32 protein-coding genes are annotated in these 25,910 nt (G+C 61.4%); 14 read left to right on the forward strand and 18 right to left on the reverse strand.

Annotation, left to right across the window (positions count from 1 at the left end; genetic code table 11):
- Positions 1-181: 181 nt before the first annotated feature.
- Genes V8192_RS06325 through V8192_RS06335 form a run of 3 tightly spaced genes read left to right on the forward strand, consistent with a single transcriptional unit; the run spans position 182 to position 1,519 of the window.
- On the forward strand, positions 182-412 hold the full coding sequence (locus V8192_RS06325) for a helix-turn-helix domain-containing protein (protein ID WP_341632199.1): 231 nt from the start codon (positions 182-184) through the stop codon (positions 410-412).
- On the forward strand, positions 402-911 hold the full coding sequence (locus V8192_RS06330; RefSeq protein WP_341632200.1) for a S26 family signal peptidase: 510 nt from the start codon (positions 402-404) through the stop codon (positions 909-911). Before V8192_RS06325 ends, V8192_RS06330 begins: the two co-directional genes overlap by 11 nt.
- On the forward strand, positions 899-1,519 hold the full coding sequence (locus V8192_RS06335; protein WP_373276321.1) for a lytic transglycosylase domain-containing protein: 621 nt from the start codon (positions 899-901) through the stop codon (positions 1,517-1,519). Before V8192_RS06330 ends, V8192_RS06335 begins: the two co-directional genes overlap by 13 nt.
- A gap of 497 nt (positions 1,520-2,016) precedes the next feature.
- Here the strand turns inward: V8192_RS06335 and V8192_RS06340 are convergent, their stop codons facing one another.
- From V8192_RS06340 to V8192_RS06350, 3 genes are all read right to left on the reverse strand, one after another.
- Positions 2,017-2,817 carry a quinoprotein dehydrogenase-associated putative ABC transporter substrate-binding protein gene (locus V8192_RS06340; RefSeq protein WP_341632201.1) on the reverse strand — a complete coding sequence of 267 codons (801 nt, stop codon included), beginning with the start codon at positions 2,815-2,817 and terminating at the stop codon, positions 2,017-2,019.
- On the reverse strand, positions 2,814-3,788 hold the full coding sequence (locus V8192_RS06345) for a PQQ-dependent catabolism-associated beta-propeller protein (protein ID WP_341632202.1): 975 nt from the start codon (positions 3,786-3,788) through the stop codon (positions 2,814-2,816). The genes V8192_RS06340 and V8192_RS06345 overlap by 4 nt, the downstream gene beginning before the upstream one ends.
- Positions 3,789-3,852: 64 nt before the next feature.
- Positions 3,853-4,857 carry a L,D-transpeptidase family protein gene (locus tag V8192_RS06350; protein WP_341632203.1) on the reverse strand — a complete coding sequence of 335 codons (1,005 nt, stop codon included), beginning with the start codon at positions 4,855-4,857 and terminating at the stop codon, positions 3,853-3,855.
- A gap of 188 nt (positions 4,858-5,045) precedes the next feature.
- On the opposite strand from V8192_RS06350, the gene V8192_RS06355 reads away from it, so the two are divergent.
- Positions 5,046-5,564 carry a CPBP family intramembrane glutamic endopeptidase gene (locus tag V8192_RS06355; protein WP_341632204.1) on the forward strand — a complete coding sequence of 173 codons (519 nt, stop codon included), beginning with the start codon at positions 5,046-5,048 and terminating at the stop codon, positions 5,562-5,564.
- A gap of 140 nt (positions 5,565-5,704) precedes the next feature.
- Here the strand turns inward: V8192_RS06355 and pnp are convergent, their stop codons facing one another.
- The 7 genes from pnp to V8192_RS06390 all read right to left on the reverse strand — a co-directional run bounded on the left by pnp (position 5,705) and on the right by V8192_RS06390 (position 11,637).
- Positions 5,705-8,044, reverse strand: coding sequence for a polyribonucleotide nucleotidyltransferase (gene pnp / locus V8192_RS06360; RefSeq protein ID WP_341632205.1), 2,340 nt, complete (start codon positions 8,042-8,044; stop codon positions 5,705-5,707).
- Positions 8,045-8,205: 161 nt separating this feature from the next.
- On the reverse strand, positions 8,206-8,475 hold the full coding sequence (gene rpsO, locus V8192_RS06365) for a 30S ribosomal protein S15 (RefSeq protein ID WP_341632206.1): 270 nt from the start codon (positions 8,473-8,475) through the stop codon (positions 8,206-8,208).
- Positions 8,476-8,494: 19 nt separating this feature from the next.
- Positions 8,495-9,379 carry a tRNA pseudouridine(55) synthase TruB gene (truB, locus tag V8192_RS06370; RefSeq protein ID WP_341632207.1) on the reverse strand — a complete coding sequence of 295 codons (885 nt, stop codon included), beginning with the start codon at positions 9,377-9,379 and terminating at the stop codon, positions 8,495-8,497.
- Position 9,380: 1 nt separating this feature from the next.
- Positions 9,381-10,064 (reverse strand): site-2 protease family protein, encoded by a 684-nt coding sequence (locus tag V8192_RS06375; protein WP_341632208.1) that lies wholly within the window; start codon positions 10,062-10,064, stop codon positions 9,381-9,383.
- Positions 10,065-10,110: 46 nt separating this feature from the next.
- The gene (locus V8192_RS06380; RefSeq protein WP_341632209.1) at positions 10,111-10,437 is read right to left on the reverse strand and encodes a hypothetical protein; all 327 of its coding nucleotides are present in this window, start codon (positions 10,435-10,437) and stop codon (positions 10,111-10,113) included.
- Between the two features lie 62 nt (positions 10,438-10,499).
- Entirely contained in the window at positions 10,500-11,117 is a 618-nt protein-coding gene (locus V8192_RS06385) for a thymidine kinase (RefSeq protein WP_341632210.1), read from the reverse strand.
- A gap of 112 nt (positions 11,118-11,229) precedes the next feature.
- Positions 11,230-11,637, reverse strand: coding sequence for a hypothetical protein (locus V8192_RS06390; protein ID WP_341632211.1), 408 nt, complete (start codon positions 11,635-11,637; stop codon positions 11,230-11,232).
- 248 nt (positions 11,638-11,885) lie between these two features.
- Here V8192_RS06390 and V8192_RS06395 point away from each other — a divergent pair, with 248 nt between their 5' ends.
- Positions 11,886-12,341 (forward strand): DUF6130 family protein, encoded by a 456-nt coding sequence (locus V8192_RS06395; protein WP_341632212.1) that lies wholly within the window; start codon positions 11,886-11,888, stop codon positions 12,339-12,341.
- A 243-nt stretch (positions 12,342-12,584) separates the two neighbouring features.
- Positions 12,585-13,124, forward strand: a complete 540-nt coding sequence (locus V8192_RS06400) for a hypothetical protein (RefSeq protein ID WP_341632213.1) — start codon at positions 12,585-12,587, stop codon at positions 13,122-13,124.
- A 224-nt stretch (positions 13,125-13,348) separates the two neighbouring features.
- Here the strand turns inward: V8192_RS06400 and V8192_RS06405 are convergent, their stop codons facing one another.
- Both V8192_RS06405 and V8192_RS06410 read right to left on the reverse strand, forming a co-directional pair.
- Positions 13,349-13,780 (reverse strand): hypothetical protein, encoded by a 432-nt coding sequence (locus V8192_RS06405; protein ID WP_341632214.1) that lies wholly within the window; start codon positions 13,778-13,780, stop codon positions 13,349-13,351.
- A gap of 255 nt (positions 13,781-14,035) precedes the next feature.
- Complete coding sequence (locus V8192_RS06410) at positions 14,036-14,482, reverse strand: cupin domain-containing protein (protein ID WP_341632215.1); 447 nt, start codon at positions 14,480-14,482, stop codon at positions 14,036-14,038.
- A 247-nt stretch (positions 14,483-14,729) separates the two neighbouring features.
- Between V8192_RS06410 and V8192_RS06415 the strand changes: the two genes are divergently transcribed.
- Entirely contained in the window at positions 14,730-16,052 is a 1,323-nt protein-coding gene (locus V8192_RS06415) for an APC family permease (RefSeq protein WP_341632216.1), read from the forward strand.
- A 203-nt stretch (positions 16,053-16,255) separates the two neighbouring features.
- Here V8192_RS06415 and V8192_RS06420 read toward each other — a convergent pair whose 3' ends face one another.
- The gene (locus V8192_RS06420; protein ID WP_341632217.1) at positions 16,256-16,696 is read right to left on the reverse strand and encodes a hypothetical protein; all 441 of its coding nucleotides are present in this window, start codon (positions 16,694-16,696) and stop codon (positions 16,256-16,258) included.
- A gap of 339 nt (positions 16,697-17,035) precedes the next feature.
- On the opposite strand from V8192_RS06420, the gene V8192_RS14650 reads away from it, so the two are divergent.
- Positions 17,036-17,488, forward strand: a complete 453-nt coding sequence (locus tag V8192_RS14650) for a PEPxxWA-CTERM sorting domain-containing protein (protein ID WP_373276322.1) — start codon at positions 17,036-17,038, stop codon at positions 17,486-17,488.
- 87 nt (positions 17,489-17,575) lie between these two features.
- Here the strand turns inward: V8192_RS14650 and V8192_RS06425 are convergent, their stop codons facing one another.
- On the reverse strand, positions 17,576-18,034 hold the full coding sequence (locus V8192_RS06425) for a DsrE family protein (protein WP_341632218.1): 459 nt from the start codon (positions 18,032-18,034) through the stop codon (positions 17,576-17,578).
- Between the two features lie 207 nt (positions 18,035-18,241).
- On the opposite strand from V8192_RS06425, the gene V8192_RS06430 reads away from it, so the two are divergent.
- From V8192_RS06430 to V8192_RS06455, 6 genes are all read left to right on the forward strand, one after another.
- Positions 18,242-18,817 (forward strand): hypothetical protein, encoded by a 576-nt coding sequence (locus V8192_RS06430; protein WP_341632219.1) that lies wholly within the window; start codon positions 18,242-18,244, stop codon positions 18,815-18,817.
- Between the two features lie 173 nt (positions 18,818-18,990).
- Positions 18,991-19,383 carry a GNAT family N-acetyltransferase gene (locus tag V8192_RS06435; protein WP_341632313.1) on the forward strand — a complete coding sequence of 131 codons (393 nt, stop codon included), beginning with the start codon at positions 18,991-18,993 and terminating at the stop codon, positions 19,381-19,383.
- A gap of 160 nt (positions 19,384-19,543) precedes the next feature.
- The gene (locus V8192_RS06440) at positions 19,544-20,017 is read left to right on the forward strand and encodes a methyltransferase family protein (RefSeq protein ID WP_341632220.1); all 474 of its coding nucleotides are present in this window, start codon (positions 19,544-19,546) and stop codon (positions 20,015-20,017) included.
- Positions 20,018-20,117: 100 nt separating this feature from the next.
- Positions 20,118-20,447, forward strand: a complete 330-nt coding sequence (locus V8192_RS06445; protein WP_341632221.1) for a hypothetical protein — start codon at positions 20,118-20,120, stop codon at positions 20,445-20,447.
- A 146-nt stretch (positions 20,448-20,593) separates the two neighbouring features.
- Entirely contained in the window at positions 20,594-22,513 is a 1,920-nt protein-coding gene (locus V8192_RS06450; RefSeq protein ID WP_341632222.1) for a DUF6345 domain-containing protein, read from the forward strand.
- Between the two features lie 65 nt (positions 22,514-22,578).
- The gene (locus V8192_RS06455; protein WP_341632223.1) at positions 22,579-22,701 is read left to right on the forward strand and encodes a hypothetical protein; all 123 of its coding nucleotides are present in this window, start codon (positions 22,579-22,581) and stop codon (positions 22,699-22,701) included.
- Here V8192_RS06455 and V8192_RS06460 read toward each other — a convergent pair.
- The 4 genes from V8192_RS06460 to V8192_RS06475 form a co-directional block, all read right to left on the reverse strand.
- Complete coding sequence (locus tag V8192_RS06460; RefSeq protein ID WP_341632224.1) at positions 22,698-23,045, reverse strand: hypothetical protein; 348 nt, start codon at positions 23,043-23,045, stop codon at positions 22,698-22,700. The genes V8192_RS06455 and V8192_RS06460 overlap by 4 nt on opposite strands.
- Before the next feature lie 266 nt (positions 23,046-23,311).
- Positions 23,312-24,034, reverse strand: coding sequence for an alpha/beta hydrolase (locus V8192_RS06465; RefSeq protein ID WP_341632225.1), 723 nt, complete (start codon positions 24,032-24,034; stop codon positions 23,312-23,314).
- 344 nt (positions 24,035-24,378) lie between these two features.
- Complete coding sequence (locus V8192_RS06470; protein ID WP_341632226.1) at positions 24,379-24,993, reverse strand: hypothetical protein; 615 nt, start codon at positions 24,991-24,993, stop codon at positions 24,379-24,381.
- A gap of 146 nt (positions 24,994-25,139) precedes the next feature.
- Positions 25,140-25,748: a hypothetical protein gene (locus V8192_RS06475; protein WP_341632227.1), complete on the reverse strand. Its 609-nt coding sequence runs from the start codon at positions 25,746-25,748 to the stop codon at positions 25,140-25,142.
- Positions 25,749-25,910 lie beyond the last annotated feature (162 nt).

The following is a 25,910-nucleotide window of genomic DNA, read 5'->3' on the forward strand; positions in this document are numbered from 1 at the left end:
CCAAGAATACTCTCGCAACACGTTGGCTGTTTGAGGCGGTGATTTTCATCAGCGGTAAAAGGGCTCGATTTCGGAAGACTTTAAATTCGAATCTCCACGCGTCCCCGAACTTGCGCGACTCATTGGGACGGGAGTCGCGGACCTGCCCGGACTCTCGAACATCTTTGAGGGAGCAGAAGCCGTGGACGATGACGTTACACGGGCGTCGCGCGCCAGGAAGGGAAGCCCGTTCCTCTCGACCGAGCAGGCGGCCTTTTATCTCGGGATCAGCCCGCGTCAGCTTCAGCAAATGCGGGGGAAGGGAACCGGTCCCTTCTTCAGGCGGCACACCCGCTACATCCGCTACCATATCGATGATCTCGACGCCTGGTCGAGGGGCATCCGCGCGGAAAACACTGCCCATGTCGCGTGACGGAGCAGCACGCATACTGAGCCTTGGAGCAGTCACGCTTGGCATGCTCGCGCTGTCGGGCACCGCGATCATACCGAAACTCCTTGCGTGGAACGCGTCCCCGAGCCTCCGCGAGGGCCTCTATCTCGTCGAACCCTGGGCGCGCCCCGTCACGGGCGAGCTCGCACTTGCCCGGGTCCCGTCGCGGGCCCGCCAGCTCGCCGCACGGCGCCGATATGTTCCGGCAGATGTGCCGCTCATCAAGCCCGTCGCTGCAGGCGAGGGCGACTTCGTGTGCGGCAATGGCCGAGCGATCACCATCAACGGGAGGCGTGCCGCCACGAGGTTCCGGAACGACCCTGGCGGCAGGCGAATGGTCTGGTGGAGCGGGTGCAGGAAGCTTGGCCGCGGCAGCCTCCTTCTCCTGGCTCAGGCGCAGCGCTCGTTCGACGGGCGCTATTTTGGAGTGAGCGGCAGTGACGAAATTCTGGGAAGGGCGCTACTGCTTTGGGGCCGCTGAACCAGGTTGGTCTTGCAGCAGTGCTCGCGCTCATCGCTGCCCCCCTTTCGGCCGCTCGGGCTGACGGCTTTGGAAGGGAGATTGCGCTCGCCTCGAAAAGGTTCGGCATTCCGGCGAGCTGGATCCGGGAAGTGATGGACGCTGAAAGCGCAGGGCGGAACGCGATCCTCGGCGTGCCGATCGTGAGCCCCGCAGGGGCGATGGGTCTCATGCAGCTGATGCCCGCTACCTGGTCGGAAATGCGCGACGCCCATGAGCTCGGGACCAATCCGTTCGATCCGCATGACAATATTCTCGCCGGCACCGCCTATCTTCGGGCGATGTACGATCGCTTTGGTTATCCCGGGCTCTTCGCTGCCTATAATGCGGGCCCCAGCCGCTATGAGCGTTTCCTTGCCGGCACCGAACTTCCCGCCGAGAGCATGCGCTATGCTGCGCGGATTACCGGCAGGATCGAGAAACGGGCTCGCCTCGCCGCAACCACGCACAAAAGAGCGGGAGCGCCGGGTCGCGAATCTCGTCTCTCGGGCATCTTCATCGTATTGCAGGAGCCCGCGACTGAGTTGCAGGGCGCGGAAAGTCGCCGGCTCGTCGCAATTGCGAACTGATTTCGTCGGTCTCGGGCACAGCGGTGCGGCGGGAAGCAGCCTTCCGGAACCCCCGCTCCGGTCTGGTATCAACGCGCGAAGCGGCTGCCTGTCCGAACGGCCGGATCACGGCGACACGCCAATGCGCGAGATTCGCCGATTGCACATGATCATGCGCGCTAGAGGCACTGCACCTGATCGGCATTCAAGACGATATTGCGCCAGAGACGAGGACGAGGTCCTCGGCGCACAAAAAGACTGAAGCCTGAGACATGAATCCCTTGGCGCCTGCAGGAGAGCCGGCGTCCGCCGCGGAGTTTTCGCTACCCCGTCGACAGCTCCGCGGCACCAATTAGAGGCGTCCTTAAAAAAAAGGCCCAGCCCGCGGATATCTGCAGGGCTGGGCCAGGGGACAACGCAACATTTGCGACCTTGGGGGGAAGGTGTCGCAGCAGCTTCAACGCCGCTTGGGCTGGAAAGGCGCAGGGCGATCATTCCCCGTCCGCCGCGGGACGGCTTCAGCCTCCTTCGACCACGGGCACATGGTAGGCAGCCAGCAGGCCGCGGATCTCGCTCGACCGCCGCACCAACACGCGGTCGATGTCCTTGAGCAGCTTCTGGTTGCCGTTCTGGACGCCTACCGAAATATCGAACTGCATTGGCCATTGCTGGTCGACGAACCAGGGTTTCACCGGTTCAAGGCGAAGCGGCACCGGCGATCGGGCGGCGAAATAGCCCGCGAGCGGACCCCAGACGAGCGCGACGTCCACGTCTCCGCGCTCGACCGCGCGAACGATCTCTGCCGGCGGGCTGGGCGCGCGATAGTCGCCATAAAGCATATAGCCGCGCACGTTCTGGATGACGCCCCGGGCCGCGAGCGCGTGTGCCGGCGGTGTATTGCTTGCATCGTTGCCGATCATCTGGACGCCGACCTTGAGCGACTTGAGCCGGGGATCATCGAGCGTCAGTCCTTTGAGGTTCGAGGACTGCCGGCTGACGAACATGTAGGTCGAGCGATAGTAGGGACGGGTGGTCGCCACCATTTCGACATTGCTTCCAATGCCCGGCCAGAAATCGCATTTGCGCTCGTTGAGCGTGTTGCGGACATAGCCTCGCCGCTGCGCCCACCAGATATATTGAAGCTGCGCGTTCAGGTCCGCGGCGATGATTTGCGCGAGTTTGTTCTCAAATCCCTGCCGCGCCTTGTTTGAGAAGGGGAGGTTATTGGGGTCGGCGCACGCAGTCAGCGTTCGGTGCGGCACGAGGCTGCAGGAACCTAGCAGCAGCATCGCTGCTGCAGGAAAGGCAGTCCTCCTCACCGAGCTGCCGCGACAGCGCCCCAGGGACGTCCACCGAGCTTCACCGTCTCCATCACCTTGCCGCGGGTGAGATCGATGATCGTAAGCGTGCCCGAGAGGCCGCTCGCCGCGTAGAGGCGGGACATGTCGGACGACAGCCCGATGCCCCAGGTCCTCTCGCCCGTCGGCCACCATCGCAATATCTTGCCGCTGGCAGCATCGAGTTCGGCAACGCGGTTTGCCCTTCCCATCGCGACATAGACGCGGCTCTCGTCGGGCGCTGAGCGCATTTCGACCGCCTGCACAGGCTGGTCGATGTCGAACGTCTCGGTAAGGTCGATGGTTTTTAGCACGCGGCGTGTCGCGGCATCGAAGACCGTGATCGTTCCGCGCTGTTCGGAGGAAACCCAAACCGTCCTGCTGCCGCGCAGAAAGAGCACGAAACGGGGACGGCTCCCGACCGGCAGACTGTCCAGGAGCTTGCCGGTGCCAGCGTCGATGAAATGGGCAAGATTGGCCGTCTCCGAGGTCGCCACGACGAGCTTGCCGTCGGGACTCACGCCGACGCCCTCGGGCTCGGGTCCGACCTTCACCTCGCGCGTGATCCGGCCGCTAGGAAGGTCGAGGAAGGAGATTGCGCTATGGTCTTCGTTGGCGATGTAGGCGGTGCGGCCGTCCGGGCTGATCGCGAACCGCTCAGGGTCGGTCCCCGCATCGTAGGTTCTGACAAGCTTGCGCGAACGTACGTCCCACGCCTCGATCCGGTTCGCCTGAGAGGCGGCGACATAAAAGGTCCGCCGGTCAGGCGAGAAAGCCATCCCCCGCGGCCGCGGCCCCGTCGCGAGCACGCCTTCGATCCTTCCCGAAGCGCCGTCGACCAGACTGACGTGTCCCGCTTCGTTGGAGACGAACACGACGTCGTTGGACGACATCTGATGGCCCTGGCAACAGGCGAGAGCGAAAAAGAGCGCGGGCAGGAACAGGCGCTTCATGCGCAACATTCCTAGCGGGCCCGGCTGAGATTTTAAGTGACATCTGGCAACGACGAGAGCGGGATCACTTCTTGGCGTCACTGCCGTCGAGCACGGTCGTCTCCACGCCCGTCGATGCGAGATCCACCTTGGCCTGGGTTATCAACACGGTGGTCCCTGGCGCGATTACCGAGCGCATGTTCTTCGCGAAAGCAGCGGGGAGATGCATTTGTTCGACGCGCTCGGTCGAAATGATTTCGGCGGGCCCGCCCGTGAGGTCGGAAACTCCGACCTGGATCCACTGCGGCGACTTGCCACCCGCATAGGTCATCACCTGGGGCTGGCTCGACTGCTGCGCCACGAGGGCATGAGCGCGTCCGATCTCCACTCCGTTGCGCAGGACAACGACTTGCTGGTCGCCAGTCGAGATGATGATCGAGACGGGACCGCTGAGGCTTGCTGCAGGATTCCAGGTGAACGTGCCTTCGGCGGTCAGCGGAGTTGCAGGCGCCGGCGTCACTCCTGCCATGGTGGGGGCAAGGACGCCCGCGGCCGGGCGCCTGACCGGGTCCTCGTGGCCGCCCGCGATCACGACCGTTCCCCCCATCGGCATCGCCTCGAACAGGATCTTCGAAAAGGCGAGTGGCAGGTGCACGCAGCCATGGCTTTCTGGATAGCCCGGAAGGCCTCCTGCGTGGAGCGCGACCCCGCCCCAGGTCAAGCGTTCCTGGTAGGGCATGGGCGCGTCATTGAACTTGCGGCTGATGTGCTCCTTGTTCTTCTCGAGGATCGTGAACACTCCGGTCGGGGTCTCGAACCCGGGCCGCCCGGACGAGATGGTCGAGACACCGATCCTGACGCCATTGCGGTAAACAGTTGCAAGCTGACGGCCGAGATCCACGTAGACGAGGATCGGCCCTGCGGGAGCGATCTGCGGCGCCCAGACCCACTGGCCGGGCTTCAGCATGTCCGCGTCCTTGGCGAGCTTGAGCTCGGCCGACGTCGGCGCCCCTTGCGCGAACAGCACGGCCGCCGGACCAAAAGCGAGATAGAAAGAGGCCGCGACAAGGATCCGGAACACGCGTTTCACTGGTCACACCCCGCGTTTCAGCAGTCCTGCAAATACTCCCAGGCAGCGACCGACTGAAGCGGATGCTTTTGCCTCTTGCCGCCGGAAACGGCCGCGGACCGCACAAAGGGGAACCGTGCCGCCAGCGCTTGACCAGATGTAACCCATAGGTTACTCATGTAACTCAAAGGTTACATAAGGAGATAGCGTTGGGTCCGATACAGTCAGCCGCGCTCAAGGTTGCTCTTGCTGCCGCGGCAATCATCCTCCTCCTCGTACGAACGAGAAAGGTAGGGCGGGAGGAACTGGGGATCCTCGCTCCGCCGCCATGGGCCTCCGTGCTGTTCGTCGCTGCCTATCTCGCCTGGATGTTCGGGTCTGACGCGCTGTTTGCGTGGCGGGGCCCGTGGGATTGGCAGCCGTGGGTCAAGGCACCTCTTGCTGCTTCGGCGATGCGCGTACTCGCGGTCGGCATTCTGGGCCCTGTCGCCGAGGAACTGATATTCCGGGGCTGGTTCTTCGGCATCCTTCAAAAGCGGGTGGGCGCCGGCCTTGCCATCATCGCGACGGCCGTTGGCTGGGCGCTCCTGCTTTATAACTACACCTGGACGGTGATCGGAGTGATCATCGTCGATGGCCTCATTCTGGGGCTTGCGCGCCTGCGCACGCGCTCGGTCTTCCCGCCGATCGTCATGCACGCGCTTTATAACCTCTACGCGATCTGGTGATCTGACCCCGCCGCGTTTCGGCCAAATCTCCCGGCGCGCGCGTCATTTTGACCGGTGAGCGCTGGCGCTGTTCTTGCAATAAGAAGGCCCCGCGAAAACTCGCGGGGCCTTCTTGTTCTTTCGACGATTTCTTCAGGAAATCAGTCGCCGTCCTCGCCGGTCAGAAAGGCCGGCGCGAACTCGGGCGCGGGCCCGCTGTCGTCGGCCTCGCGGCGGGGGCCGCGATCGCCGCGATCTCCGCGCGGTCCCCGGTCGTCACGGCCGCCACGGTCACGGCGCGGGCCGCGATCGCGGTCGCGTCCACTGCGATGGCGGTCGCCGCGGCCACCTTCGCGATCGCCGCGCGGTTCACGCGGCTCGCGGGGCGGACGGGTGTCGGGGAGTTCCTCGCCAGTCTCCTGATCGACGAGGCGCATCGACAGGCGAACCTTGCCGCGCGGGTCGACCTCGAGGAGTTTGACCTTGACCGCCTGGCCCTCCGAGAGAACGTCGCGGACGTTTTCGACGCGCTCGTTCTTGATCTCGGAGACGTGCACGAGGCCGTCCTTGCCCGGCATGAACGTCACGAACGCGCCGAAATCGACGATGCTCGCAACCTTGCCCGTGTAGATCGTCCCGACTTCGGGCTCGGCGACGATGGAACGGATCCAGTCTCGCGCAGCCTCGATCTGCTTGAGGTCGCTCGAGGCGATCTTGATTGTGCCGTCGTCGTCGATGTCGACCTTGGCACCGGTTTCCGCGACGATTTCGCGAATGACCTTGCCGCCGGTGCCGATCACTTCGCGGATCTTGTCCTTGGGGATCGACATGGTCTCGATGCGGGGCGCGTGGGCGCTGAGTTCATTCCGGCTCTCGCCGAGCGCCTTCGCCATCTCGCCGAGGATGTGAGCGCGGCCGTCCTTTGCCTGGGCAAGGGCGGTGCGCATGATCTCCTCGGTGATCCCTGCGACCTTGATGTCCATCTGGAGCGAGGTCACGCCCTCGGACGTTCCTGCAACCTTGAAATCCATGTCGCCGAGGTGGTCCTCGTCGCCAAGGATGTCGCTGATTACCGCAAAGTCCTTGCCTTCGAGGATGAGGCCCATTGCGATGCCCGCGACGGGGCGCTTCAGGGGAACGCCGGCGTCCATCAGCGAAAGGCTTCCGCCGCACACCGTCGCCATCGACGAAGAGCCGTTGGACTCGGTGATGTCGGACAGGACCCGGATTGTATAGGGGAACTCCTCGACGCTTGGCAGCATCGGGTGAATGGCGCGCCAGGCAAGCTTGCCGTGGCCCACTTCGCGGCGGCCCGGAGCACCGAAACGGCCGACTTCACCGACCGAATAGGGCGGGAAATTATAGTGAAGCATGAAGCGCTGGTAGGAGAGACCCTCCAGGCCGTCGATCATCTGCTCCGCTTCCTTGGTACCGAGCGTCGTCGTCACGATCGCCTGCGTCTCACCGCGGGTGAACAGCGCCGAGCCGTGGGTGCGCGGGAGGAAACCGGCAGTAATCTCGATCGGGCGCACCGTCTTGGTGTCGCGGCCGTCGATGCGGCGGCCTTCCTTGAGGATCGCACCGCGAACGACGTCGGCCTCGAGGCTCTTCACGAGCTTCATGGCGACGAGCTGGTCCTGCGGATCGGCCTCGGCGAACGCCGCCGCGGCCTTCTCGCGGGCGCTATTGATGGCAGCCGATCGGTCCGACTTGCTGGTCAGGCGATAGGCAGCCTCGATATCGGCGCCGATGAGGTCCTTGAGCTGCTTCTTGATTGCGGCCTTGTCGCCCTGCGAGGCAAGCACCCACGGCTCCTTGGCGGCCTGTTCGGCGAGCTTGATGATCGCTTCGATCACCGGCTGCATTGACTTGTGCGCGAACATGACGGCGCCGAGCATCTCCTCTTCGGAAAGCTCCTTCGCCTCGGATTCGACCATCATTACGGCTTCGCGCGTTCCCGCGACGACGAGCTCGAGACGGCCTTCGGCGGTCTGCGTCTGCGTCGGGTTGAGAATATACTCGCCCTCGTTGCTGAAGGCGACGCGAGCGGCGCCGACCGGGCCCATGAAAGGGACACCAGAGAGGGTGAGGGCCGCCGAGGCGGCGATCATCGCAAGGATGTCGGGCTCGTTCTCGCCGTCGTAGCTGAGGACCTGCGCGATCACGAGGATTTCGTTGTAGAAGCCGTCAGGGAACAGCGGCCGGATCGGGCGATCGATGAGGCGGCTGGTCAGCGTTTCCTTTTCGGTCGCGCCGCGCTCACGCTTGAAGAAGCCGCCCGGGATGCGGCCGGCAGCGGAGAATTTCTCCTGGTAGTGGACGGTGAGCGGGAAGAAATCCTGTCCCTGCTTCACCGACTTGGCGGCAGTGACAGCGCACAGCACCACGGTTTCGCCGAGCGTCGCGACAACCGCGCCGTCGGCCTGGCGGGCAACGCGGCCCGTCTCGAGCTTGAGGGTTTTTCCGCCCCACTCGATTTCGACTGTTTTCGTATTGAACATTTGCTTTCCTTTGACCCGCAGGCCGGATGCCGGCGGGGGCAGCTGATTGACGGACTTTCCGGTCCGTCAGCGGTTCGGGGCGCTTGCTTTGCCCCACTGCGCCCCGCCGAATTGCGGGACTATTTAGATAAGCGAAACGGCCCGCGCGGGGCCGTTTCCGGTTACTTGCGAAGCCCGAGCTTCGCGATGAGATCAGTGTAGCGCGTCTCGTTCTTGCGGCGGAGATAATCCAGCAGCGAACGGCGCTTGTTGACGAGCATCAGAAGCCCGCGACGCGAGTGATTGTCCTTCGCGTGGGTCTTGAAGTGCATCGTCAGGTTGTTGATGCGCTCGGTGAGGATCGCGACCTGTACTTCCGGAGACCCGGTGTCGCCCTTGCCCTGCGCATGTTCCTTGATGAGCGCTTCCTTGCGCTCCGCAGTAATCGACATCGTCTCAAACTCCTGTCGTCTAAAGGTTGAAGCCCCTGACGACCCGAAGGCCGTCGGCCGAGGCTTCGACGAGAGCGACCGGAGTTTCCTCCAGCATCGCCATGCAAAGCCCCGGCTGTGCGGGGATCCCGACAAGCTTCTGTCCGTGACGGAGCAGTTGCGCCTGGTCGGGGGTGACGGGGAGGGCCGGGATGTCGTCCAGCGCCGCATTGAGCGGCAGTACCGTCCTCGTCAGTGCGCGGGCCTTAGCGGCTTCCTCGAGAAAGTCCAGCGAAATGGCTTGTTCAAGGGAGAAGGGGCCCGCCCGCGTACGCCTTAGATAGGTGACATGGCCGAGCGTTCCAAGCGCCCGGGCGATGTCGCGCGCGAGGCTGCGGATGTAGGTGCCCTTGGATACGCTCGCGCTGAGCGTGGCACTGCCGGCGATGCTTTCGACCAGCTTCAGGTCAAAGACCGTCACCTCTCTGGCTTGAGGCTCGACCGTCTCGCCCGCCCGCGCCCGCGCGTAAGCCGGCCTTCCCTCAATCTTGAGGGCCGAATAAGCGGGGGGGACCTGCGAGATCGTGCCTCTGAACGCTGCGAGCACGGCTTTCACCTGGTCCGCGGTTGGTTGCACCTCACAAGTTGCGATGATCTTGCCCTCGCTATCGAGGGTATCCGTCTCCTCGCCGAAGCGGATGGTGAAATCATAGGCTTTGGTGGCATCCAGCATGCGCCCGCAGAGCTTCGTCGCTTCGCCAAGCGCGATTGGGAGCACGCCGGTCGCCAGCGGATCGAGAGTTCCTCCATGGCCGATCTTGGTCTTGGGTTCGCCAGATTGGCGCAGGATCCGCTTCACTGCGCTGACGGCGCCCGTCGACCCAAGCCCCGCCGGTTTGTCGAGAACGATCCAGCCGTGGAGCATTTCAGAGGCCGACCCCGAAAAGCCCGAGGAAGAGGACCGCGATCGCGCGCACGACCGGCGTCACGACCCGCGAAACCACATCCGCTCTCGGAGAAATTGAGGGAAGAACGAGCAGCAGCACAACGAATAAGAGCAGCGAATAACGGCCGATCTTGCGAAAGCGCCTTGCAAGGGGGCGTGGCAACAGGCCCTCGAGCACGTGTCCGCCATCGAAAGGCGGTACCGGAATGAGGTTGAAGACCGCCAGGAAGAGATTGATCAGCACGAAATTGAGCGCGTTTGCAGCGACAAAGGCCGGGATGCCCTCGCGCCCGCCAGCGGAGAGCGCGATCGTCGCTGCAAGGATGGCAGCTCCGGCGAGCGCCAGAAGGAAGTTCATGCCCGGCCCTGCAAGTGCGACCAGCACCATGTCGCGGCGCGGATTGCGGAGCCGCCGGTAGTTGACCGGCACGGGTTTGGCCCAGCCGAACACGGGCGCGTGGCTGATCGCAAGGATCATCGGGAGGATCACCGTCCCGAACGGGTCGACATGCCTGATGGGATTGAAGGTCAGCCGCCCTTTTCTCTCGGCAGTGGGGTCGCCAAGCTGGCGCGCGACGAGGCCGTGGGCGACCTCGTGGAACACGATCGCGACGATGAGGGGCACGAGCCAGACGGCGATTTGGTAGATGACGCTTGCGTCCATGTAACCGGCGTGATGGGAGGGCGCGCCCGGGTCAAGCGCCGCAGCTTCAGCAGCGGCCCCCGCTTGCTGGCTTGAAACTGCCGATCCTGATTGCCGAGGCCTTTTGCGGCCAGTTCTCGAGCGCCGGCTGATTGCCGGGTGGAAGCGTGCAGGTCCTGGCCGTCACGGCCTTGCCATCGGCGCCGACCAGCTCCGCCCTGAACGTATAGCCCTGTGCGCTGTTGTTGCTGATCGTCATCATTGTCCCGAAAAGGGCCCGCACCGAAACCTTGGCCTCGCCGCGTGCCGGCAACGCACCCGCCTCGGTTTTCCGGGCATGGACGGGGTCGCCCTTGCCGATCGTGAACAGCCATGTTTCGCCTGCACGAACCATAAGAGGTTCGGCGCTCGCGGGGACGCAGGTCGCGCAAAGGGCGAGGGCATAGAGCGCGATCCTCACGTTCGCGCCAATCCGAGGCTCAGTTGCCGCGCTTCGCTCTCCTTCAGCCGTTCGAAGAAGTGGCGGCGGCAGAGGGCAACGTAACGGTCGTTTCCCCCAATCTCCGTCTGCGCGCCCGCCGCAACCGCATGGCCTTCTGCATCGACTCTGAGGTTCATCGTGGCCTTGCGGCCGCACTCGCACACGGCCTTCAGTTCGACGAGGGCGTCGGCAAGCGCGAGGAGCGCTGCACTCCCTTCGAACAGATTGGCCTGGAAATCGGTCCGAAGCCCGTAGCAGAGCACTGGAATGTTCAGCTCGTCGGTCACTCGGCAGAGCTGGAGCACGTGGTCGCGCGTAAGAAACTGGGCTTCGTCCACAAGGACGCAATGCAGCTCGCGTTTCTTCAGTTCCTCGCCGATAGCCTCGAACAGATCGAGTTGAGGTGAATAGGTGTAAGCGGGTGCAGACAGCGCGATGCGCGACCCGATCGTGCCTGTTCCCGCGCGATCATCATGCGCCGCAGTCCATAACATCGTCTCCATGCCGCGTTCGCGATAGTTGAAGTCGGCCTGAAGAAGGGTCGTGGATTTCCCCGCATTCATCGCCGCATAGTAGAAATAGAGCTTCGCCATCCATGTCCTGTTAGCGTGGTCCAGGTCAGGCGGCCATCGGGTCAAATGCGGGCAGGGCCGAACCCTTTTATCGCTGCAAAACCACTGACCGCTTCCCGCCCGAAGCGGGGGGCTAGGGAGTAGCGGCTGCTTCGAACCGAGGGACTAGCGGGCGCGCTTTCTCGATGAGGTCGCCAAACTCCGCTCGGAACTGAGCGTCATGGGCCTGTGCCTTGCCGCACGCCACTCCGAGCGCATCCATCACCTTGCTATCCTTGACGTGGTCAACGGTGAATTGCTTGGCTTCCGAGAGAACTGGCGCCGGCGAGCCTCCTGCGGATTTGACCCTCTCCATCACGTAGAGGCCGCGCGCGAGATATTCGGTCACTTTCTCCGGTCGGTTGCCCACTTTGAACCAATAGGCATTGTAGTTGAACGCTGCGAGGCAGTGGGCCGGGTTGTTGCTATCAGCACTTTCAGCGCTTGCATTGCTGCAACCAGCCAGTCCGATCAGTGCTGCGACCAATATAAGATTACGCACGAAACCCCTCTGTTCGACTTCATTTGCAGCAGTCGAGTTAATGTCTGCTTTCCAGTCAGAACTGACATGCGCGTATGGCAGCTTCCGACCCATTTCCGCCGTTAACAAGCGGACGAAACTTGACCCGACTCGTTGGCCGGAGTCAGGGCCTGTCCCAGGCCGCCAGTCGGTAGCGCACCAGCTTTCTAAACGGTCGAGCACGCATTGCGTCCGCGTTCGATTCCCAACTTAGGCTGGGAGAAAAACCGATGCATTTCATCATCAAGACATATGCGATAGTGACAACGGCGACTGCTCTGACAACAGGCGCGTCGGCCCAAACCGCATGGCAGGGTGGCGCGACGCCTTACATCGAAATCAAGAATGAGCCCCCGCCGAAACTGATTGTCGATCCACCGCTTCCCGAAGGCTTACCTAAGGGTCTTGTCTGGATCCAATACCGAACGGAAAATGTTCGCATCAGTCCCGTGCTTAGCGAGGCTGCACTTAAGGTGTCACCACGCGTAGGACACTTGCACATAACGGTCGACGACTTGCCGTGGTTGTGGGCGGACACGAGCAATAGCAATACCATCGACATATATGGTTTGCAGCCTGGTCCGCATAAAGTGACGATCGACCTGGTTGACGCAAACCACAATCTCTTTCCCGGGCAGCGCAAGGTGGTGAGCTTCACCATGCCCAACTGGAACGGCCATCACTAACTTGGCTGCTCGCAATTAAGGGCGGTCCCCCTGTGTTCGTGAATGGCAGCTTTCCACTCAAAGCTGGCCATGGCGCGATGTCTGCTTTCGACCCAAAGCTGCCATTAGGCTTGGGTCGGAATTCGACAAATTGCGGATACTAATCGCGTTCGCGTTTGGTCGGATTGAAGTCGGCTGCTACTCTCGTCCAATTGAGGAGCCGGTTCATAGCCGGTTCGCATCGTCAGGGCGTCGCTTCCGACCATGAACAAGCGCGTGCAGCCTCCTCCAGAAAGCCCCTCATCGGTCGACGCTATCGAGGGCTCTTTCGTCAAAATCAGCAGCTTGATCTCATTGGCGGCAAATGTCGTGACGGTTGCAGGCTTGGTCATTGTCGTCCTGCAACTCTATGAGAGCCAAAGGATGACACGTGCTCAAACGCGTCATGAGCTTTCCTCCACCATCGTGACAATTCTCTCCGACACTGCGAACAACCCGCAACTGGCGAGCGTAATGTATCGGGCTTCGAGAGGGTTGCCGCTCACTTCGGTCGAGCAATTCCAGTTTGAAGTTCGGTCAAACGCGTTGCTCCGCTATTGGGAAGACGTGCATTATCAATTTCGCATGGGCCTCTACGACGAAGAAGAGTTCGACCGTCATCGGGGGGCATGGGCCGCGACGATCCGCCAAAGCACAGGCTTTGTCGAATATTGGTGCCGGGTCCGGCAGCTCTATTCACCGGCCTTCGCGAATGAAATGAATCGATTGTTGCCGCGTGGCGCGTGCTCGGCGAAGCCCGCCTAGCTTTATTTAGACTCTTCGGAATCCGCTGTCCCTAATGGCAGCTTCCGACCCATCCCTGCCACCCGCGAGTTGCTTTCCGGCGAGCTGGGAACGCGACCGTCATCACACCAAAGCCCGCTATCATCGTCGATGAAGGGCTTTTGCCACTAAGGTCGCGAAGTGGATGTGAACGTCGGACGTTAAGCGCTGCGCCCGACGCCTTGCCGGGCGCAGGCCTCTTGCGCTTACTGCTGCCCCGCCATCGCGAGATATTGCGCCGGAGTCACCGGGCCGATGGCGAACGTATCGGTGTGCACCGCGATATATTTGCGGAACTCGAGGTTGGAGGCAGGCCCACTTGGCATTCCCATCTTCCTCGCAGCAGCATCGAGCGCCGCATCCTGCGCCGGCGTCGTCGCCGGGTCGATCGCCAGATAGTCCCAGCTGTCGCCGTCGGTGTGCGCGTAGAGTTGGCCGACCGGCACTCCAGCCGCCGACGCGACGCGGTCCTGCCCGGCGAGCCACCTCAGCAAGGCGACCTGCTGTCCCGGCGCAGCACGATACAGCGCAACCCGGACCTTCGGCGGCTGCGGAGCGCCGCCCTGCGCGTAGACGATGGTGCCGGACGCAACGGCGCCCAACGCCGCGGCAGCGGCAAGTTTGATCAGATCGTTCATGAATAACCCCCGATTAGTTGGCCCTTCGACAATGCGCAGGGCAAGCGTGAACGCTCACTAGGGATCGGTCTGTGGCGCAATCCTTGCAAAGGGCCCCCTCGCGCCGGCTCCGGGGGGTGCGCCTCTACTGCTGTTAAGTCAATTAAACCTGCGAGCTGCCGAGCGCAGGTCAGCCAATCTTCGCCTAAGATTGTGTCAGCTTTCCACCCATTGCAGCCATTAGAGCGTGCTATGAGGACGCCACGAGCTGCCCCGCTAGCTTTGAGGCCGCATGAACTCGACCCCGTGCCTCCTGCCAATCTCCGGCATCTTTGCGAGGTCATCAGGTATCCTGCGGACCTGTTCGTTGATGTCGTGGAAGAACTCAGACCCATGCGCCGGCGATGCGAAAATCAGAACCCGAGCCGGGACCTCTGATGCGCCCTTGAAGCCGTGGATCGTGCCTCGCGGCAGATAGTTGAAATCGCCTTTGCACGACGTAACCGTGTCGCCGTCGATCGAGAAGTCGACCTCCCCATCGACAATGTAATAAGCTTCGTCCCAATCGTGCCGATGAGGGGGCGGCCCCATTCCAATCGGAACGTCCTCTTCGAAGAGTGACCAGTTACCGTTTGTTTCGCTCGCTTCGCACAACATTGTTAGCGGCATCCCCAATACATTCAGCGGCTTTCGTTGGCCCGCCTTGACGATGGTTGCAGCCATGTTCGCCTCCGTGAAGTGCCGAATGGATACACCTTCAGAGAAGGATTTTCGACGGTGGATCTACCGGCAGCTTTCCACCCATTCCTGCCATTAGCGGGCGAGTGTCAGCTTTCGACCCAAGGCGGACATTAGGCCGTTGCTCCTTTTGGCTTGACTCACCAGAGCAGCGGCCCACACCCAGCCTGTCCGGCGCGCGCCGTCCCGCTCGTCTCCCGTTGCGTCAATATAGGCCGTGGAGGGGAACGCCGTGGACGCTCAGCCGAGCATCGCCGACCGCAAAGGATCGATCGGCATATGGATGACCTCCGCCTTAGTAGTCGGCACGATGATCGGATCAGGGATCTTCATGCTGCCGGTGTCGCTCGCACCACTCGGAGCGAATGCCATCTTCGGGTGGATCATCAGCAGTGTCGGTGCACTTGCGATAGCATTCGCGCTCGCAACATTGTCCCGTCTGGGAGGAGACGGCATTCAGAGCAACATTGAACGGGAGCTGGGGCCACTGCCCGCCTTTCTTGTGGCTTGGTCCTTCTTGGTCTCGAACTTGGCGGCGGAGGCGGCGGTCGCAATCGCTGGCGCGTCTGCGCTGTCGTGGATCAGTCCGGCCTTTTCGGTCGGTAGCTCTGTCATTCTCGTCGCCGTGGCGAGCGTCGTCTTTTTCACCGGCGTCAACGCGTTCGGAGTCCGTGCATCCGGTGTGGCGTCGATTATTACCGTCGTCATTCGGCTCGTTCCCCTCGTCGGCGTGATCCTGATTTTTGCCCTCCGTGGGTTTGGTTCAACGACGTTCGAGCACCTGGCGCGGTCGCCCATGACTTTCGGCAACCTCGCAACGGCCACAACGCTCGCGTTCTTCGCATTGACCGGCTTTGAGAATGCTACAACGCCAGTTGGGAAGGTAAGGAATCCGTCGCGCACGATCCCGCGGGCCATCATGGCCGGCACGCTGTTTGTCGCGATTGTCTATCTATTAGCGAGTAGTGCGGTCCAGCTCGTGCTGCCCGCCGGTGTTGTCGCCAAATCTCCTGCACCATTCGCCGATGCGATCGCCGCGCAGTGGGGAGGCATGCTAGCGTCCGTTGCAGCGCTGGGGATCGCTGTTGCGGCCTTTGGTTGCCTCAATGCGCTAATTCTCGCGTCGGGTGAGCTCGGCTATGCCATGGGGCTTCGGCACGATCTTCCTTCGGCGATTGCACGAAGTTGGCGCGGCAATACGCCCGTCGTGTCGCAGGTTGCCGGATCGGCGCTAGCAATCTTGCTGATCCTTGCGAACAGCAGTCGCAGTAGCGCTGGCCTGTTCACGTTCGTAATCCTTCTTGGCACTTCCGCCGTGCTGGTGCTCTATCTGGCCGGTGCGCTGTCGGCTTGGCGGCTCGTAACCTCAGGACTCGGACGAGCAGTCGTCATTGTCGCTCTCCTGTTCATATTGTTTGCTTTCTACGGAGCCGGGTTCGAGCCGAACGCGTGGTGCCTTGTATTGCTGGCAATTGGCATTGCCGTGCGATCCGTGTTGCAGCGTCTGAGCAATCGAACCGGCCTGCGAGCGGCTCTGCTCACGTCCGCGGAATAGGTCTCTTTGATCTCATCTTGCCAATGTCAGCTTTCCACCCATTGGTGGCATTACGTGGGTCCCCCTTTGGACCCGCTCCTCCCGCCGCGGACGCTTGCCTTTCCGCGTTAGCGATAAGTGGTCGCGTTTGATCGCGGCCGCGATTTACGCTCTTGGAAAGTAGGAGCGCCGCCGCCGAATGCGAGAGACGCCCCAAGGCCCATTCAGTGTGCCAGGACCATCTGCTGGAGCAGCATGTCGCCCGTGATGTGGCGATAGGTAGCGCGGTGACCACTGCCCGCTATTTGCTTGCGATCATCGCTTTGAAGGTAGGCGTTCATTTCCTTGTTGCGAGCGATCTGCTCGGATGGAGTCGGCATTCGATCGCTCACCGTCACCAGGTAAAGATCAGGCTCGTCCTTGCGTGGATTGTTGTTGCTGAGAACATAGTAGGCTTTGATCCAGCCCTTGGACTTTGCATATTCATTTTGTTTGCGAGAATCGCTGACCAGGAAGTCCGCATAGTCGGCGAAGTGACCGTCATCGATCTTTACCGAAGTGACGTCCCAATAATCGCCGCCGACGAGCGGCAGGTCCTGAGCTGCAAGAGGCATTGACGTAAGCAGCGTGGCCGCGCCAAGCGCGGCGAAGACGATCTTGCGCATTTGATTGCTCCAGGGTTGCGATAGCATGAGCGCCCCGCAACTGGGGACAGCGTCGCCAGATCGGCCGAACCGCCGGTAAGTGTAATGCTGCCCTGCTCCGGTCTTAGGCGTGTTAACGGAGAACTCCTAACGATATTAACCGCGGCGTTAACAGCCTGGCGCCCGGAGCTAATGCCTGTTTTCCGCCCAAAGCTGCCATTGCGCGATGTCGCCTTTCGACCCCTTTCCGCCATTAGCCGCCTGAGCAAGCAAATGCGCTCACGGGGGAGTGGTTAAATTCCCAGGGTATAACGAAATATGAATCCGTGGTATATCCAGCGTTCCATATTGGGGGGTGCAATGCGGAAGATTCTAATTGTGCTGGCTGCAGCTTGCGCTTGGGCGACGCCTGCAAGTGCTTCGGTAACCTATTTGGTCACCAACTATAGCAGCGGAACCCTGTTTCAGTTTACCGTCGATAACTATCTATCGGGGACGGGAAGCATTCCTGGGTCACAACTCGATACCTGCAGTCTTAGTGGTTGCAGCGTAAACTGGAACGATCAGGGCACGGGGCCTGACGCTCTGGTCTGGAATTTTAATTTTGGTGCCGGGGTTTCCGCCTTCAGTTTTGCTGATGGCGCTTTTGGCGCGCCAGGTAACTATGACACCCCATCAGGCCGCGAAACGCTCCACGTAAGTGGAACTCCCGCAGTCCCTGAACCCTCAACTTGGGCCTTGATGCTTTCAGGCTTATTGGTGACTGGCGCCTTAGTGCGACGCAGGTCGCGCGATCCCTTACCCATCCGCTAGAGTCAGGTTTCCACCAAAAGCAGCCATCGGATGAGTGTCTGCTTTCGACCTATTCCTGCCGCTAGCGGTCGGGCGGATTACATAGTGCTACTCAGTGATCACTCTGTCCGCCCACTCCACCAGGGACACGAAAATAGGGGGGCTGCCAAACCTGGCTCCCCAATTGGCCAGATCAACCTCCGTAACGTTCCGCGCTTTCGAGCATGCCCCGCATGCGAAGATTGGAACATGAGCGTCAGCAAGTTTTTGCATGGTTTCGATCAAAGGAGGCCAACCTACCGGAACAACGGCCTGCGCTTCGGACTTGCGCATCAGGCCGACAGCTTCGCCAAGAAGGAAGATCTGCACGTGATGACCGGCACTCATCAGTGCATGACCATGTAGAAACGGAAATGCCGCCTTTGTCGGATCATCTGAACCCCACGCGCTCTTCATCATGATGTTGAGCGGCTTAGCGGTTTGTTTGTTTTGCCCATCGGCGGCTGGAGCAAAAGCCGCCAGCAACGGCACTCCGGCAGCGAACTTGAGGAAGTCACGACGAGCCATTGAGTATCCTCCGTCAGTAACGAAGTCTGCTTACGTCGTTTTTGGTCGCAAACAGAGTCCCTGTCCGCTTTCCACCCAAAGCTGCCATTAGCTTCGCAAACCCGTTGCCCCAACAACAACATCTGTTAGCCTGCGCGTGCCGGGGGGCCCCGTATCCATGCACTTCCACCTGCCGAAGGCGCTTCACGGCTGGCGCGGACAGACGCGATGAACCCGTTCGAATTCATCATTCTGTTTTTCTCGTTCATATACACGCTGGCGCTGACACATTTGCTGTTCGCGTGGACGCGAATGATCCGCCACCGCCGCCAGCTGGTATTTTCCTGGCCCCACCTGATGTGGATGCTGGTCGCGCTCGGCAATCTCTCAATCAATTGGATCAGTCTGTGGGATTTCCGCACCGAGGGCAGCCTTCCGCTCGGCACCATCGCCGCGGGCTTCCTGTTCGTGATCATCAACTACTTCGTGTGCGCGCTAGTCAGTCCCGATTTCGAGGGCGGCGAGACTTACAACCTGCAGCGGTTCCATGAGTGCGAGGGCCCGACCTACATCGGCGCGACGCTGGTGCTCATCCTCGCCTCTATCATGGCCAACTTCTTCGCCGGAGCGCTGCTAGGAGTCAGCAACTGGAGCAACGAGAACGATCTCGTGATCGCGTTCGTGGTACCGGTCGTTTTGCCGCTGCTGGTCAAACGCGCATGGGTGCAGGTGGCGTCGCCCGCAGCGTTGCTCGCGGGGGTCATCGCTTATGCCGTGATCTATTACCCGCAGCTGGCGCGCTAAGGTGCCGGAACGCGTCAGCTTTCCACCCATTGAAGGCGTTGGCGGCGTTCAAATAGGATGGCCGCATTAGCGACGAGCCAATCAAACCGCCGTTCCAAATCAGACCCGCAAGGGCCGACTGCGAGCTTGACGCGGTGCGACATCTTTTTGCCGCTTACGCAGCCTCGTTGCCGGTGGACCTGGACTATCAGGATTTCGGTTCAGAAATGGCCCAGCTGCCGGGGAAATACGCGCCGCCCGAAGGCGAGCTTCTGGTGGCATGGGATTCAGTCGACTTACCTATTGCGTGCATTGGGATGCGCCCTCTCGACGATGGCGAAACATGCGAAATGAAAAGGCTCTACGTCGTGCCGGCCGCCCGCTCATTCGGTCTGGGCAAGGCGCTGACGGAAACGGTCATTCATCTAGCAAAGGATCGGGGCTATTTCGTCCTCGGACTTGATACGCTTCCGACGATGACCGCCGCGGCGAGCCTCTACGAGCGGACGGGGTTTCATCGTATCGATGCCTATTACGGTCCGACGCCGCCCGGTACGATTTTCATGGAAATGGATCTCACGCGGTAGCCCGTTCTACTTGTTGTTCGATCGCAGTGTCATAAGGCTGGCTGGGTCCGACCAGCGCTCGTTTGATTGGTGCGGCCAGGAAAGGGCTCATATCTGCGGTCTCTGGCAGGCGCGGCGAATTTTCCTTGGCCGACCAAAGCGCTGACCGAAAGGACACTAAATGGCGAACGCAATGGATGGGGCGAACGTGCGCTTCCCGCCCCCACTGATCTATCTGGCTGGCTTGGCCATCGGCATTGGCGCCGAGCGCCTCCTCAATTTGCCGACCTTGGATTTGCCGATCATGACCCGCAGCATTGCCGGCGGCGCACTGGATGTGATCGGCTTCCTCGTCATGTTCGCGGGTGCAGGATTATTTCTGCGCAGGCGTACCGCAATTCTGCCCTTCAAACCGGCCAGCTCGCTGGTGACCTCCGGCATCCTTGGTTGGACCCGTAATCCGATGTATCTTGGGATGGCAATTTTCTACGTTGGGCTCGCAGTCGTTTTCAATAGCCTGGCCGCGCTGATCTTGCTTCCGCTGGTTCTTGCGATCGTCCAGAAGCTCGTCATTGCAAGGGAAGAGGCGTACCTCGAGCGGGCGTTCGGCCACGAGTATCTCGCGTACAAGAACCGCGTTGGACGCTGGCTTTAGCCGTTTCGCGAATGGCTGCTTTCCACCCAAAGCAGACTCTCTTTCCCGCTTTGCATATCAGCAGTATCTGCTTCTCCTCGACCAGGGCGGGGAGGCATAGATGAACACTCACGTCACGCCTGAGTTGCTGCGCTTCATAATCACTCTGTCCCAACTCGGACTAATCGGTTTCGGCATCCTCATCGCAGGCGCGGCTGTCGTTTACTCGATCCTGTTCTGGAAGGGGAATCTCAGTGGCGCGAGCATCGCCAGAATTCTGCAACAAACGGACATACCCAAGCTCGCGACCATCATTCTCATTGTGCTGGCGGCTTCCCTGCTTGGTCTGCTCGGCGTCATCGCAGGTGAAGCCGTAATCGCGCTTCTCAGCGGAATTGCGGGCTATGTGCTCGGTAACCGGACAACGTCCAAGCAGTCGGAAGCCGGCTAAGGCAAAGCGCGAACGTTCAAGAGCTCCGAGACGACTTGCGCGCAAACCCCGACGAGAAGATAATGTCGGCCCGCAGCGAGCCGAATCTGCGCTGATCGACCTGGCGCCGCGAAATTCTTCGCGCCGCAATCGGGGAGTTCAGTGCCATGGCTGACCAACTGCGCAACCATCTCCTATCGACGCTGAGAGCCAAGACCGTGTCGGGGATTTGCCGTTTTTTCTGCGCCATCGCCTTGGCGAACGCAGGGCAGAGTTCCTTAGCGCAGCCGGCGCCCGTACCTTCGCCTGGAATTTCGGCTGCGGCCGTCGCGCAGCAATCCACCACCGCGCCGGCGGAGCAAGTTGCAAAAAGGACGGATGCCGGCGGCGGCAATATTCGCATTACCGTCGATATCCCGCGAGCGCCTGACGGGATGCAATTATTCAAGCTCAGGTCGACGGCCGCGCCAGTCGAATTCCTCGACGAGAAACTCAAAGCCGCAGGACTGTCGGCCCTCAAGCCAGGCAAGCAAGGCTACATCGTGCAAACGGCGGTCGCGGGATCGCCGGACAAAACCCGGGAAGGGGCCTTGCTCACCCGTGCCTTTGTCGATCGCGAGAGCGGCGAGACCGAGTTCATTCCTTCCATAGCCGAGCTCATCAAGACGGCCCGGCGCACGCCAAAACTCGCTGCAGACGAGATTTTGAAGCGAGCCGCGGTGACGTTTCGAGATCCGCGCTTCATTCCCAAGGACGCGACCGAATGGCGTCTTGCCGAGCTCATCCCCGTGATGGGCGGCGCCGGCAGCAGGCCGGGCGCTGGAGGCGGGGCAACACGTGTCGAGCCACTGCTCGTCATGACGATGGCGCCGGTAATCCGGTACGCTGCAGGGCTCAAAGTCTACGGGCGGGGCTCGCATGCCGTCGCGAGCTTCGCGAGTGATGGAACACTCGCGGGTGCTGTGCGGCGCTGGCGGACGGCGGCCGAAGCCGGCCGCGTGAAGACGCTTGTCGGACCCGATCAGGTCAGGAACGAGATCCTGCGGCAATTGCGCGCCGTCGCGAACGAGAAGACGACGACAGCTGTCGTCGATCTCGTTGAACTTGCCTATTATGACAACGATCGCGACTTCCTGCAGCCAGTCTATCATTTCGAAGCGACCGTAAGTCCGCGAGATTCGAGGCTGTCACCGGTCCGGGTTTCGGGCTTTGTCCCGGTCAGCCAGCCGGTCGAACCGATCCCCGATCTTGCCGCGCCCCCGATTGGAGACCGCCCCAACATGCCGAAGGGGCCGGATCCAAGGCTGTCGCGCGGTGGGATCGGTTGGCCGCCCACGCCGGACGACATCACGCTCGGCGAATATGCGAATATCGATTGGCGCAACGACAGCGGTTATGTGAGCATGTCGAACACCTTCTACGGCGCGCTGACGTCCCGCACCTGGACGCCGCCGGTCACGCGCACCCAATGGTATGAGGCTCACTCATGGGAAGTCGTCGGGCCCGCGTCGCGTTACTATCTGAACGCGGTCAACGTCGCCTACACGGTCCCGCACGGCGACTGGCTGATCAATTCTGCCGATCGCAATTGCTGCGACATCTGGGACGTGCGCAATATCGGCACGGGCAGCAATCCCGGCTATGGATGGGCAGCTGGCAAGGGGGTGCTCGCTTCTTGGATCATCATGTCGTGCGAGGTCCTCCCATCCTTTTACGACCGACAGGTGCAAGCTGGCGGATCAGGGAACGGCTATGACGCTTTCAACCCCTGGTGGCCGGTGTTCAGGGGACTGCACAACGTCATCGCATTCCGGACGATCATGTTCTACCCCGATAATGATCTGCAATGGGCGTTCGGCCGAACGGCCGCGCTTGGCGGCGATCTCAATGCTGCCTGGTTCCAGTCTGTGGCAGCGCAGGAGGCTGGGGTTGGAACCTACGCCAGCGGGCACCTCGCCGGCAGCCGCCAGGTACACTATGATCGTGCGTCGAGCATGGTCGATGGGCGCAATCTTGGCCAGTCGATTTTCGCGGTCTATCCGCAGAGCGCGTCTTCGACGTTGTGGAACTTCTGGATGGGTGACTAGCGAGCCCATCAGATAGCCCTCGCGAAGTCGTTGCGCCTACCTAGGAAGGCGGCGACCTTACGGCAATGAAGACGAAGAATACCGGCATTTACGAAGCGATGATTCAATCGCAATCGACAACGCTCAACAGTGCGAAAGGCCGCCGGCTGAGCACCGGCGGCCTCGCTGTTCCAATTTACGTCACTTAGTGAGTCAGCGCGTCGATGATCCGCGTCACTGCATAGGTCTTCGGATCCACGACATAGACGTAGTGGTCGCGATAGACGTAGCGGTAATCCGGCGAGAGATTGTACTGCGTAACGACTGGTTGCGGGAGCTGAGCGACCGGTACATAGCTGTAGTTCGGTCCGAACACGTAGCCGACCTTGTAGGCTTCCTTGCGAGCCTGACTGCGGGTCAGGCGGTTCCAGCGAACGCATTTGCCGTGGCGATACTTCGTGCATTTCACGACGTTCGAATAGTGCCGCGCATCGGCCGGCGCCGCGGTCATCGCAACTGCGGCCGCGCCAAACACCAGAAGAAGCTTGGTCATGTAGTTTCTCCTTCCAAGTCGAAGGATCAACGGCTGTTGGCTGCGCCAGTTTCCGCATGACATCCATTTAATCTATTGATTTTGCACAGTTCATCGCGACCGCGAACAGCAGTTTGATTATGTCAATTTGCTCGGATTAGTCGCCACCTCGACGTGGCGGCAGGGTACCATACCGTCGATGCGGAGTACGACTTTTACTGCGAGGAAACCGCACTAGCGCCCGTTTAGGCCCGCTCTTTATGTCTGCTTTCCACCGATTGCGGACATCAGCGCTTAAGCGCTGTATTGATCGACTGGACCGCCACGGCCCAAGCGGCCGTCCCAGGAGCGATCAAATCAACATGGCCAGCGTTGCGCACCCAGCGGATTACCACCGGATCCCCCGCGGCGCGCATCATCCTTTGATAGTCGGTCGCCAGCTTGTCCGGAATAATTTTGTCCAACCGGCCATTTACAAGAGTTTGTGGGACCCCGAGTGGCGCTAGGCGCGGCACTGATGTTTCAGCGTAACTGCCACCAGCTAGCGTTGCGCTGACGGTCTTTCCGCATCCGTTGGGAACTTTCGTCTCCTCTTCGAGGTCGGGCAGACCCCCAAGGCTGACTACAGCTGCAATCCGTAGCGGGTGAGCGCTGCGCAATGAACTCGACTTTGGCAGCCGGCGACGTCCCGCTAGCCAAAGCGCCAGATGCCCGCCCGCTGAGTGGCCCACCGACACGATCCGCCGGACGTCGAGGTGGAAGCGTCGGGCATTCGCTGCGAGTGCATCCGCGGCCGCGGCGGTATCCCGAAAAGTGCCTGGATAGCCACCGCCTGGACGGTCGACTCCGCGATATTCAATGTTCCACACGGCGAACCCGCGGCGGCGCAGGTCTTCGGCTGCCCAGTCCATGATATGGCGATCGGCAATCGACGTCGTCCAGCAGCCGCCATGAACCATCAGCACAGTCGGAAAGGGTCCGCGTCCTGCAGGCAGCCACACGTCGACCACTTGCAATGCGTCGGTGCCATAGCGAACGGTGGCGCTCGGCAGAGGGCGCGGTCGGCTAAACAAGTCCGGCCAGGTCAGCGGCGCAGGAGCCGCCGGCGGAACGGAGGAAGCCGCGAGACCCAAGGCGGCCAGCACTGCGGGAACATTAGGAATGAGAGCCCCCCGGAACGATGGTCAATTGGCTGGAGAGTAAATGCGTCCGATCGTCAAGCAGAGTGGCCCACCCCGGAGAATTTAGGCGGGTCAGTTCTGACGTCCGCTTTCCACCCAGAGCGGTCATTAGCGTCTACGTCTGCTTTCGAGGCCTAAAGTTGCTGGAAGATAGGCCGGCCTATTTCGTCGTCTTACTGTCTGGCGACCGGAAGGATGATCACGGCGAATGGTGTGCCACCGAGCAGCACAAATGGCTTCGCAGTGTTGGGAGTTGCCTCACCGGAAGGCAGGCCCGAACCCGCCGCAAGCTTGGCACTCATGATCATCACATGCGGCGGCACAGCAACGTAGGTTTTTCCAGCCGGCTTGGTCGCCGCGGGGTCGGTATTGCTCCAAACGGATCCGCCCTTGAGCATATACGAATAGCCGACAATGTTCGGGTCCGGTTCCTTTCCTGCAAGCGCTGCCGAATACCATGCCAGCCCTCCTTGGTTCAGGCACAATGGCGAACGTGTGGGGGTTCCAACGTCATAGGGCACGCAGGTCCAACCGTTCGTTCCTTTGCGCAGCGTGCTCGGCTGTCCCTTCTCATCAAAAAGAATGACTGCCGCACCGTTCGCTACATCCGCGGGCGCCGCCGACTCCGCGCGCGCGATTAGTTGCGCCGTCGAGGATGGCGGAGCCGACTGTGCGGGCGAAGTAGCCAAGGCGCCGAAGGCCACCGAGAAAAGCAACGTCTTTACCATTGCAAAGTCCACTATTTCCGTTTGCAGGTCCGCGTAAAAATGTTGCGGGTTCCTCGCCACTGCAAGTGAATTCCAAATATCGGCTTCCCACCCAAAGCTGCTACCAGCGGAGTGTCACCTTTCGACCCAAAGCTGCCATTGGCGCCCGGGAGGTTCGTAGCTTGTTGGACCTGTGCAGCGGTACCTTCTCCCGCACGATCTACGAGTCAGTAGCGACGGTAGGTCGTGGTGTGGCGTTCGACATGCAGGCTCGTCACGAGACCGGCCGTATCGAGGTTGCAGCGGAACGCGAGGTCATTGTTGCTGGGATGGTGGGTGGCGTAGGGCTGGCCGCCTGCCCCGGCGCCCTGATAGGCTTGTCCGCCGTAGCCGCCGCGATAAACGACCCCGCTGTCGATCAAGCCCTTGACGCGCATCCCATCCGACCGCTGCTGCACGTCGGTGATTGCGCTGACCCTCATGGTCGTGGCAACTCCGGGAAAGCCCGGCACGCCCGTTGCACCCGGACGATAGGCGCCGGCATAGCCCGCATAGCCATTCGTCCCAGCAAAGCCGTTGATGCCGTACAGGATCGCCCCTTCGGCCAGAGCGGCCGTGGCGCAACGGGCAACGGCCTCCCTCTCACTTGTGGGATAGCGGGTACCAAGCTGCTGATCTACGATCTGGCGGATCGGAGGCGGCGCGATGAAGGGCGCGGGACCGGGTTGCAGAGTCACGGCCCGGGCGCCGCTCTCACGGGCGGTTGGCTGGGCGGTCGCGAGCGGGGCTGCAACGCCGATTGCCGCGCCGGCCGTGATCAGGGAAAGTATGTTCATAGGGCAATAACCTCGGCTCTCAGCCGGGAATGCCGGGGAGTTCACCAGGGCAACGCGCCAGAGGTGAGCCAGGGGCCGCCGACACTTAGGGAGGAAGACTATCCGATGGTCGGATGGGCAACTATTGAAGCTTTCCACTCAAAGCTGCCGTTGGAGAAACGA

Origin of the sequence: Sphingomonas agri, from assembly GCF_038148795.1 — a bacterium.
GTDB classification, from domain to species: domain Bacteria; phylum Pseudomonadota; class Alphaproteobacteria; order Sphingomonadales; family Sphingomonadaceae; genus Sphingomicrobium; species Sphingomicrobium agri.